This window comes from Micrococcus sp., assembly GCF_030523875.1.
In the GTDB taxonomy this organism is placed as follows: domain Bacteria; phylum Actinomycetota; class Actinomycetes; order Actinomycetales; family Micrococcaceae; genus Micrococcus.
Genome location: NZ_JAUNHR010000069.1, coordinates 1 through 9,722, shown reverse-complemented (window position 1 = coordinate 9,722; position 9,722 = coordinate 1). Strand labels below are relative to the sequence as shown.

At 74.4% G+C, this 9,722-nt stretch carries 10 protein-coding genes and 1 riboswitch; all 10 genes read right to left on the bottom strand.

From position 1 onward, the window contains the following. The coding region (locus Q4D18_RS09170; protein WP_303127575.1) for a riboflavin synthase at positions 1–599 on the bottom strand (599 nt) is incomplete at its 3' end. A 1-nt stretch (position 600) separates the two neighbouring features. After that, positions 601–1,710, bottom strand: coding sequence for a bifunctional diaminohydroxyphosphoribosylaminopyrimidine deaminase/5-amino-6-(5-phosphoribosylamino)uracil reductase RibD (ribD, locus tag Q4D18_RS09165; RefSeq protein WP_303127574.1), 1,110 nt, complete (start codon positions 1,708–1,710; stop codon positions 601–603). Continuing rightward, entirely contained in the window at positions 1,707–2,411 is a 705-nt protein-coding gene (gene pnuC, locus Q4D18_RS09160) for a nicotinamide riboside transporter PnuC (RefSeq protein ID WP_303127572.1), read from the bottom strand. The genes ribD and pnuC overlap by 4 nt, the downstream gene beginning before the upstream one ends. An 83-nt stretch (positions 2,412–2,494) precedes the next feature. After that, positions 2,495–2,640, bottom strand: a riboswitch (FMN riboswitch). 17 nt (positions 2,641–2,657) lie between these two features. Continuing rightward, a complete protein-coding gene (locus Q4D18_RS09155) occupies positions 2,658–3,968 on the bottom strand; it encodes a hypothetical protein (RefSeq protein ID WP_303127583.1) in 1,311 nt (436 codons plus the stop codon). A gap of 111 nt (positions 3,969–4,079) precedes the next feature. After that, positions 4,080–4,556: a hypothetical protein gene (locus Q4D18_RS09150; protein ID WP_303127570.1), complete on the bottom strand. Its 477-nt coding sequence runs from the start codon at positions 4,554–4,556 to the stop codon at positions 4,080–4,082. 82 nt (positions 4,557–4,638) lie between these two features. Then, positions 4,639–4,767, bottom strand: coding sequence for a hypothetical protein (locus Q4D18_RS09145; protein ID WP_303127568.1), 129 nt, complete (start codon positions 4,765–4,767; stop codon positions 4,639–4,641). 325 nt (positions 4,768–5,092) lie between these two features. Beyond that, positions 5,093–5,758: a ribulose-phosphate 3-epimerase gene (gene rpe / locus Q4D18_RS09140; RefSeq protein WP_303127566.1), complete on the bottom strand. Its 666-nt coding sequence runs from the start codon at positions 5,756–5,758 to the stop codon at positions 5,093–5,095. Between the two features lie 47 nt (positions 5,759–5,805). After that, the gene (locus Q4D18_RS09135) at positions 5,806–7,431 is read right to left on the bottom strand and encodes an RsmB/NOP family class I SAM-dependent RNA methyltransferase (RefSeq protein ID WP_303127564.1); all 1,626 of its coding nucleotides are present in this window, start codon (positions 7,429–7,431) and stop codon (positions 5,806–5,808) included. Beyond that, on the bottom strand, positions 7,428–8,540 hold the full coding sequence (locus tag Q4D18_RS09130; RefSeq protein ID WP_303127580.1) for a methionyl-tRNA formyltransferase: 1,113 nt from the start codon (positions 8,538–8,540) through the stop codon (positions 7,428–7,430). Before Q4D18_RS09130 ends, Q4D18_RS09135 begins: the two co-directional genes overlap by 4 nt. 59 nt (positions 8,541–8,599) lie before the next feature. Further along, positions 8,600–9,517, bottom strand: coding sequence for a cytochrome (locus tag Q4D18_RS09125; protein WP_303127561.1), 918 nt, complete (start codon positions 9,515–9,517; stop codon positions 8,600–8,602). Positions 9,518–9,722: the final 205 nt, after the last annotated feature.

The following is a 9,722-nucleotide window of genomic DNA, read 5'->3' as shown; positions in this document are numbered from 1 at the left end:
TCGGCGTAGCGGGCCATGACGTCGGTCTCGAGGTTGACGGGGTCGCCGGGGGCGAGGTCCGCCAGGGTGGTGGCCCGCAGGGTGGCGGGGATGAGGCCGACCTCGAACCAGTGCTCCCCCGCGTCCGGCGCGGAGACGGCGGAGACCGTGAGGGACACCCCCTGCAGGGCGATCGCGCCCTGGGCGGCGACGTACCGGGCCAGGGCGGCGTCCAGGCCGATGCGCAGCGTGGTCCACTCCCCGTGCTCGGTCACGGCCAGGACGGCGCCGACGCCGTCGACGTGCCCCTGGACGAGGTGCCCGTCGAGGTGGTCGGTGGGGCGCAGGCACCGCTCGAGGTTGACCCGGTCCCCCGGGCGACGGGCCCCGAGGCTGGTCATCCGCAGGGTCTGGCCCATCAGGTCGGCGCGGAAGCGGCCGTCAGCGGACTCCGGGCCGTCGAGGGCGGTGAGGCACACCCCGTCCACGGCGAGGGAGCCGCCGGCGGGCAGCCCGTCGAGGGCGCCGCCGGCGTCGAGGGTGAGGGTGGCGGTGTCCGCCCCCGGGTGCTCCTCGAGGGAGACGACCGTGCCGATGTGGGTGATGATCCCGGTGAACATGTCAGTCCTTCGTGGTGGGGGCCAGATGGGTGAGGACGTCCTCGCCGAGCAGGCGCACGGGGCCGCCCTCGGACGGGTCGGGGGCCCAGCGCAGCCCCTCGGCGAGGGTGCCCACGGGCAGACCCGCGACGGCGGGCAGGCCCGGTCCCAGCAGCAGCGGGGCGGTGTAGGCGAACACCTCGTCCACGAGCCCGGCCGCGAGCCATGCGCCGAGCACATGGGGGCCTCCCTCGATCAGCACGTGCCCGGGGCGGGTCCCGCCGTGGGGCCACGGGCCGCCGCGCGCGGTGAGGGCGGCCAGGACCTCGTGGGGGTCATGGGACCGGACGTGCAGCAGGTCCGCGCGGTCCGCGAGCGCGGCGCCGGGGGGCAGGTCGCGCCGGCCCTGGACCACGGGGACGGGCTGGACGGGCAGGTCGGCGCCGTCGTCGCCGCGGGCGGTCAGGCGGGGGTCGTCGGCGGCCACGGTGCCGGTGCCGCAGACGATCGCGTCCACGCGGGAGCGGACCAGGTGGGCGTGGGCGCGGGAGGCGGGGCCGGTGATCCAGCGGCTGGTGCCGTCGGCGGCGGCGGCCTGCCCGTCGAGGGACTGAGCGAGGTGCGCGGTGACCCAGGGGCGGCCGGCGTCGCGGACATGGCGCCATCGCTGCGTGAGCGCGGCGGAGGCGGCATGGCCGGTGGGGCCGGTGGCGTGCACCCCGTGGCGGGCCAGGCGGGCCGCTCCCCCGCCCTCGGCGCCGGTGGCGTCGGCGACGGCGTAGCGGACGGCGCCGAGGCCGGCGTCGAGGACGGCCTGGGAGCAGGGGCCGGTGGTGCCGGTGTGGTCGCAGGGCTCGAGGGTGACGTGCAGGGTGCACGCGGCGGGGTCGATCGCGGCGAGCACCGGGTCCTGGGCGCGGGCGGCGTGCCAGGCGGCGAGCGCGTCGACCTCGGCGTGGGCGGTGCCGCGTCCGCGGTGGTGGCCGACGGCGAGGACGTACCCATCGGGGCCGGTGATCACGGCGCCGACGAGCGGGGTGGCGCCGCGCACGCCCTCGAGGGCCGCGGCGGCGGCGAGGTCGAGGGGCTCGGCGGGGGACGGCGTCGTCGGGCAGGGCTGCGGGAGACTCACCGGGCGACCCCCTCGGCGGGGCCGTCCGGCAGGAGCGTCTCGACGGCGGGCTTCTCCCGGTCCTTCGCCCGCAGCCACACGACGAACCCGATCAGGGTGAACAGGCCGTACACGGCGTACATCACGGCCGAGGCGTAGTAGCCGCTGCCCCACAGCAGGGGGACGCCGACGACGTCGACCGCCACCCACACGAGCCAGAACTCCACCCAGCCGCGGGCCATGCCGTAGGTGGCCAGCAGGGAGCCGACGAAGGTCCAGGCGTCCGCCCACACCGGCTCCCAGGAGCCGAGGGCGCGGAACACGGGGGTCAGGGCCAGGGTGCCGACCAGCATGCCCAGGGCGAGGAACGTGCGGCCGCCCCAGCCGGCCCACTCGGGGGTGATGGCGGGGGCGCTGTCCGCGCGGCCACGGCGGGCGGCGTTCCAGCGGACCCAGCCGTAGACGGAGACGGCGATGAACATGATCTGGCGCCCGGCCTGGCCCAGCAGGGTCGCCTGGTCCGCGCCGCCGAAGAGGGAGGCGAGGAACACGGTCAGGAGGATGAGGTTGCCGAGGATGCCCACGGGCCAGGCCCAGACCTTGCGGGCCATGCCGCCCAGGGCGGAGGCCAGGCCGAAGACGTTGCCGACCACCTCGCGCATGAGCAGGCCGCCGCCGGCCACGGGGATGGTCCAGTTGATTAGGTCGACGAGCCAGTCCATGGGTGTCGGCGTCTCCTCGGATCGGTCTCCGAGGGGTACGCTCCGGGGCCCTGGGTGCGCCGGGGCGCGCGGAAGGGCTCGGCCGCGTGCCTCTCCCATCCCGACTGTACGGTCGGCACCGGAATTCCACCGGTCAGGCCGCGGACCCTGACCCTCGGGTGAGGGCGGGACGCGCGGTTAGCGGGCTGTCACCGCCGGTGCGGACTTCCACCGCATCTCGGAGCACGTTGCTTGCCTGTGAGTATGTCACGGCTCGGGATCGAGGCTGAGCCTGTCCACGCCGATCCGCTCGAGACATGCGAGGAGCTCCTCCTCGTCCTGGGTGAGCCGGTCCAGGACGGCCTGGACCCTCTTCAGCGCCGGCCGTGTCCCGTAGGCCATGAACACGTTGGCCTCCCCATCCAGCTCCACCCGGCGCACCTCCGCCGGGAAGCCGAGGTCCAGGATCCGGTCCCAGGTGTGGCCCGCGTGCTCCAGGCCCCGGGATTCCAGCACCGCCGTGGCCGGCACCGGCTGCATCGGCATGGTCAGCACGTACGTGCGCTCCTCCAGCCTCTCGATCGAGGCCACGCTCGAGCCCGTCACCAGGCGGGACACCGGCACGACCGCCGGTCCGCCCCCGGCGAAGACCTCGCCGGCCAGGCCGGCCGAGACCAGCACGTCCACAACGCTCACCAGCACCTCCGCCGAAGAGCACCACCACGCCAGCAGGGCCACGGCGTCCTCCACCGCCTCCCGCGGCCCACGCACCACCGTGGCGGAGTCCTCGCCTGCGATCCGTACCCCGGCCTCGGGCAGACACGGCCACCGCACGGAGAACAGCCCCGCCCAGAACACCCCCGGGTCCGTCACGCCCATCCGCTGCAGCAGGCCAGCGATCTCCTCGCTCGGGGCAGGCAGGACGGCGCGGACCACGTCGGCCGTGGCGTCCTCCGGTGTCACCGTGGCCCCGTCCAGGGCGGCCACCCTGATGCGCTTAGCAGGCCGGGTCATCTGCACAGGCAGGGCGCGGGTGTCGCGCACACCTCGAGCAGCCGGTCCGAGGGCAGCCTCCATCAACCAGTGGTTCGCCTTGGGCTCGCCGCCCCAATGGACGTGCTCCACTCCGTCCGCCGCATCCCACAGCGCCTGTGGCAGAGGGACCTGGCGGACATCGAAGACCTGCAGATTCTGCACCGGAGAAGAACGAACCAGCTCCTCCAGACCCAGGCATTCCCGAACGCCGTCGACCTCGACCTCGTGCAGAACGGGTGCCGTCAACCCGTGCAGGCTCACCACCGACATCAGGGCCCAGGACGCACTCTTGACGGTGGGCAACTCTGGCCAGACCGTGCCGGCGGGCAGACCGGCCCCTTGGTACACGGCAAGCCTTTTCACACGGAATCCCGCCAGCTGGGTCACGTGCTCTGGCCGTGGGTAGCGCAGTGTCAGGTCCCACAACCGGGGCAGATGCCCCCATTCATGGACGTATTCGCTAGCACGACCCTCCAGTCTCCACGCCTTCGGGAAGGATCGACCCGGCGGATACGGCCCGATCTTTGTCTCGAACTCGATCATCTTCACCCAGTCAAGGCTGCCTTTGGGCACCCCCTTCCACGAGTTGCCCGCCGCGATGTGGACGTACTCCTCAACTTCCGACCATCCCACTAGAAATCACCCATTCCGATGTCATTTCTGTCTAAACCCGGCATGCCCACCGCGCAAAGGTGTCATGGGGTCGAAACTAATATTACCCAGGCCATCCGCACCTGAAGGCCGGGCCGTGATCTGACTCTTAGATGCACTGCTGAAGCCTCGCAGATTGCTTTTACCCAAATCGTCGCCACCCCGTGCGGCATCCGCGGCGCGGTCCACTCGGAAGAATGACGTGATGAGCACGAGGAGGGACATCCAGTTCAACCAGAGCAACCAGTCCAGCGTCTTCGAGGGGCGACCGAGCATCTCTGAGGGAGAGCCGCCCTGCCAGACACCGTCGACCGCCTCCCACGCGAGTTCGTCGATCATCGTCACGTTGTAGAGGAAGGAGAGCAGGTAGAACCCGCCGATGATCCAGAGGAGATCTGTCAGTCCGGCTGACCTCTTCAGGACCACCCAATTCAGCAGCACGAAGGTGGCGAGCAGGGCACAAGCGATCACGAAGGTCACGTCGTCCTCACCCAGAGCCGATCCTGATCTGCCATGTCATGGCTTCTCGCCCCGCCTCCACGCCCGTCGGCCTCGGCCGCGCTCATCGGATCCGCTCGAACTCGATGCCCTCGGGCCCTGCGAGGATCTCCGGAGGAGGCGCGGTCTCCAGAAGCCCCCGGTGCCGCGCGGTGGACTCGAACAGGACCGTCACGAATCCGCCTGGTGACATGTCTCCCTCATTGTCAGAGGTGTAGGTCACCGTGCTGTAGACGGCGTCCCCGCAGTGGATCTCGAACAACGCCTCGTCCCCATAGGGGCCGTAGATGGTGGCACACAGGTTCGGCCCCCACTCCTCGACGAGGCCGTCACACCACTCCTCCGAAGGTGTCGGCGAAGACCCCGGTGTACGCCGCAGTGACGCCTTCGACCTCAGAGGCGATCAGCTCGTGGAGCGGCTGACCGCCGCCTGCCCCGCCCTTCGACTTCTGCACACCGATCGAGGCCGCCTCTCCTCGGGGGCGGCCCCAAGGCCGGCGGGAGGTCCCCATCCCGGCTCAGCCGGCGACGGCGTCGCGCGCCAGGGAACGGAGCCCGTCGATCGCGGCGTCCGGGTCGTCGGCGCCGAACACCGCGGAGCCGGCCACGAAGACGTCCGCCCCGGCCTCGGCCGCGCGCAGGATGGTCTCCCGGTTCACGCCGCCGTCGACCTGGAGGGCGATCGGGGTGGGGGCGGCGTCGATCGCCTGCCGGGCGCGGCGGATCTTGGGCAGGGTGACGTCCAGGAAGGGCTGGCCCCCGAAGCCGGGCTCCACGGTCATCACCAGGAGCATGTCCAGCTCGGGCAGCAGGTCCAGGTAGGGCTCGACGCCGGTGGCCGGGCGCAGCGCCATGCCGGCCTTGGCCCCGTGGGAGCGCAGGGTGCGAGCCAGCACGATCGGGGCGCGTGCGGCCTCGGCGTGGAAGGTCACGGACTCGGCGCCGGCATCGGCGTACTGCGGGGCCCAGCGGTCGGCGTCCTCGATCATCAGGTGGATGTCCAGGGGCAGGTCCGTGGCGTCGCGGATGGCCTGCACCACCGGCAGCCCGAGGGTGAGGTTCGGCACGAAGTGCCCGTCCATCACGTCCACGTGGACGGCGTCGGAGCCGGGGATGCGGGCGAGCTCCTCGGCCAGGCGGGCGAAGTCCGCCGAGAGGATCGAGGGGTGGATGCAGGCGCTCATGGGGCTCCTCCGGACGGTCGGGCGTGGGGTGCGGTCAGACGGGTCGGTCAGTCGATCGGGGCGCGGAACAGGGCCAGGAACATGGCGTCCGTGCCGTGCCGGTGGGGCCAGAGCTGGGCGGTGCGGGCGGCGACGGGGTCCGTGCCCTCCGGCGCGGTGAGCCCGAGGTCGGCCAGCGCCACGTCCTGCAGGGCCGCGGCGGCGTCGAGCTGCTCGAGCTGCGGGTGGCGCCGGGCCAGGTCCTGGACCTGCACGAGGGTCTCGGCCACGTGCGGGGAGCACGTGACGTACGCGAGCACGCCGCCCGGGGCCAGCGCGCCCACGGCGGCGTCCAGCAGCTCAGCCTGCAGGCCCGTCAGTTCGGCGAGGTCCGCCGGCGTGCGCCGCCAGCGTGACTCCGGACGACGGCGCAGCGCGCCCAGGCCGGTGCACGGGGCGTCCACGAGGATCCGGCCGAAGCCGCCAGCGGGGGCGTCCTCGGCGATCGTGCGGCCGTCCCCGGTGCGCACCTGCCACGCCGCCTCCGGCACGCCCGCCAGCGCGGAGCGGACGAGCTCCGCCCGGTGCGGGGCGACCTCGTTGGCCAGCACGGTGGCCCCGCGCTCGACCGCGAGCGCGGCCAGGAGCGCGGCCTTGCCGCCGGGGCCGGCGCACAGGTCGAGCCAGCGGCCGTCGGCGTCCCCGGCGCGGGTCTCGACGGTGGCCAGGGCGCGGGCGGTCAGCTGGGAGCCGACGTCCTGCACACGCAGGACGCCCTCGCGCAGCCCGGCCAGGCGGCCGGCGTCGCCGCCGTGGTGGAGGGCGGAGCCGGGGGCCAGCAGGCCGGGCTCGGCGCCGTCGTCGATGGCCGCCTGCAGGGCCTCGGCGCCGCCGGGCACGGGCAGGCCCACGAGGTTGACCACGGGCGCGGCGTTGTCGGCTGCCAGCAGGGCCTCGAGCTCGGCGTCGCGGTCCTCGGCGGCGGCGGTCGAGGGGTGCCCGGCCAGGGCCTGGCGGAGGGCCCGGACGATCCACGCCGGGTGGGAGTGGCGGACGGCCCGGGCGGCGTCGCCGCCGTCCTCCGGGGCGACGTCGGCGAGCCAGTCCTCGAGGGGCCGCTCGGAGACGCGGCGCAGGACCGCGTTGACGAACCCGGAGGGGCCGGCGCCGACCTCCGCACGCACGAGGGCCACGGTGGCGTCGAGGGCGGCGTGGGCCGGCACGCGCATGTGCAGCAGCTGGTGTGCGCCCAGGCGCAGGGCGTCCAGGACGGGGGCGTCGATCGCGTCCAGGGGCCGGTCCACGCAGCGGGCGAGCACGGCGTCGTAGAGGCCGAGGCCGCGCAGGGTGCCGTAGGCGAGCTCGGTGGCGAAGCCGGCGTCGCGGCGGTCCAGGCGGGCTTCACGGATGCCCCGGGGCAGGACGAGGTTGGCGTAGGCGTCCTCAGCGTGGACGGCGCGGACCACCCGGAACGCGGTCAGGCGGGCCGGGTCGGCCTGGCGGGTGCGCTGGGAGGGGGCCTGCGCGGTGCGGTGCCGGCCGGCGCCGGAGCGGCCCCGGTTGCGCTGGCGACCGGCGGCGTCGCGGCGGTCCTCGCGGGGTCCGCCGCCCTTCCCCGCGCGGCCCCGGCCACCACCGCCGCGGCTGCTCCTGTCCTGTCCGCCCCGTCCTGCGGTGCCGTCCTGTGCGCTCATGCCCGTTCCCCTGTCCTCGTGTCCATGGCGGCTGCCGCCCCGCCCTGCGCCGCGGCGCGGGCCTGCTCGCGCTCGGCCGCCCGGCGCTGCGCGGCCTCGGCCTGGTGCTCCTGGTGCGCCTGGAGGGCGTCGCCGCCGAGCAGGGCCACGGGGGCGGGCAGTCCGCGCAGCCAGTCGGCCGCGGCCATCTCCTTCTTCCCCGCCGGCTGCACGCGGCCCAGGCGGACCGCTCCCCCGTGGGTGCGCAGCCAGGCGGTCCCGCCCGCGGAGACGACGGCCCCGGGGGCGGCGTCGGCCAGGTCCGCGGGCCAGCCGTCCTCACCCTCCGCCACGGGCAGCACGCCGGCGAGCTTGAGGCGGGCGGGGGCGGCGTCGTCGCGGTCGGCGGGCACGAGCCACCCCCACGCCCCCGGTTCGGGGGTGACGCCGTTGATCCGGGCGGCCACGGTGCGCACGTTCTGGCCGGGGTCCACGAGGCCGTCGGCGGCCGTGAGCTTGGCGGCGTGGGTGGGCTCGCCCTCCTGCGGGACGGCGGCGGCGGTGCCGGCGGCGAGGTCGGCCAGGACCTGCAGCACCAGCGGGCCGCCGCGCTCGGCGAGGTCGGCCAGGACCTCCCCCGAGGTCTCCCCCGGGTCCACCGGACGCTCGAGACGCGCGAGGACGGGCCCGGTGTCCAGGCCCTCCTCGAGCCGGAAGACGTCCGCGCCGATCGACTCCGCACCGTCCATCAGGGCCCGCTGCACGGGGGCGGCGCCGCGGTACGCGGGCAGGCGGGAGAAGTGCAGGTTGAGCCAGCCGTGGGCCGGGATCTCGAGGGCGTCCGCGGGCACGAGCGCCCCGTAGGCGACGACGACGGCCACGTCCGGGGCGAGGGCGCGCACCTCGTCGAGGACGGGGGTGCCGGCCTGGCCCCGCAGGCGATCCGCCTTGAGGACAGGCACCCCGGCCGCCTCGGCGGCGCGGGCCACCGGGGACGGGGTGAGCACCCGCTTGCGGCCCACGGGCGCGTCGGGGCGGGTGAGCACGCCGACGACCTCGTGCTCGGAGTCCAGCAGCGCGCGCAGCACGGGCACCGTGGTCTCGGGGGTGCCGGCGTAGAGGACGCGCAGCGGACGGGCGGCGTCGACTCCGGGAGCGGGATCGGGCGTGGCGTTCGGGTGCGGATCGGTCACGACTGAAGCCTATCGGCGCCGCCGAACGCGGCGGCCCGGGCGGCCTCCAGCCCGCCGGCGGCCCCCGGCGAGGAGACGGGGGGCGGGCCGATCACGCGCAGGGCGGGGCCGGCGTCGTCCACCGCCTGGGCGTGGGTCCACACCTGACGCAGGGCCCAGAACTTGTGCCAGTGGCGGGGCAGCGCGTTGGGATTGGCCTGGTGCACAGCCACCTCGGTCTCCCCCAGCGCGACGCCGAGGAGCATCTGGGCGTCCCCGTGGGCCCAGGGCTCCCACGTGCCGGCCTCGGCGTCCACGAGCGACTCCTCCGCCTTGAGACCGGCGGTGAGCTGCATGACCACCTTCGGGTCCAGCGCCTTGACCCGGCCGTCGCGGCCCGTGCCCTTGGTCTTGTAGTCGATCAGGCACAGGCGCCCGCCGATCCGGGCGACGAGGTCCAGGGTGCCGGCGTAGCCCACGGAGTGGTTCCACACGGTGATCTCGGCGGCCACCGGCTGCACGTCGTAGAGGTCCCACCACTCGTCGAACCGGTCCGCGTAGGCGCCCTCCCCATGCTCGATCAGTCGCGCCCGGGCCTCGGCCATGGCGTGCGGGCGGCCCAGGGCGCGCAGGGCCACCTGCTCGGCGTAGTCGTGAACGCGGTCCCCGCGCTCGGCCGCGGCGTCCCGGTAGCGGGCGGCGGCGTCCGCGCACTGGCGGGCCACCTGCTTCAGCCGCGCGGGCGAGCCGACCGACTCCGCCAGGCGGGGGTCCTGAGCGACGGCGTTGGCGGCCATCCAGCCCACCCATCCGTCCAGGTCCATGCGCTCCATGCCGATCACCGTGGTGATCGAGGGGACCTCCGGCAGCCCCGACACCGACCGCGCGTACATGCGGCCCTGCGGGGTCTGGTGGGCGAGGCGTGGCTGGGTCATGGGTCCCCATTCTGGCAAACCCCGGGGGCCCTGCCGGGCAGGGCCCCCACCCGGCCGGGAGGCCGATTTGGCACCGGGCGCGGGCATGGTCTAGAGTTCTTTCTCGTTGGAAATCGCGGAGAACGGCCACCAGGCCGGTGCTGTGAAGCCCATCATGCGGATGTAGCTCAGTTGGCTAGAGCGCCACCTTGCCAAGGTGGAGGTC

Bases quoted from the DNA above. Each gene is read 5' to 3' on its own strand.
- Q4D18_RS09155 (WP_303127583.1), bottom strand. From the start codon at position 3,968: ATGATCGAGTTCGAGACAAAGATCGGGCCGTATCCGCCGGGTCGATCC.
- rpe (WP_303127566.1), bottom strand. From the start codon at position 5,758: ATGAGCGCCTGCATCCACCCCTCGATCCTCTCGGCGGACTTCGCCCGC.
- pnuC (WP_303127572.1), bottom strand. From the start codon at position 2,411: ATGGACTGGCTCGTCGACCTAATCAACTGGACCATCCCCGTGGCCGGC.
- Q4D18_RS09125 (WP_303127561.1), bottom strand. From the start codon at position 9,517: ATGACCCAGCCACGCCTCGCCCACCAGACCCCGCAGGGCCGCATGTAC.
- Q4D18_RS09135 (WP_303127564.1), bottom strand. From the start codon at position 7,431: ATGAGCGCACAGGACGGCACCGCAGGACGGGGCGGACAGGACAGGAGC.
- Q4D18_RS09145 (WP_303127568.1), bottom strand. From the start codon at position 4,767: ATGTCACCAGGCGGATTCGTGACGGTCCTGTTCGAGTCCACCGCGCGG.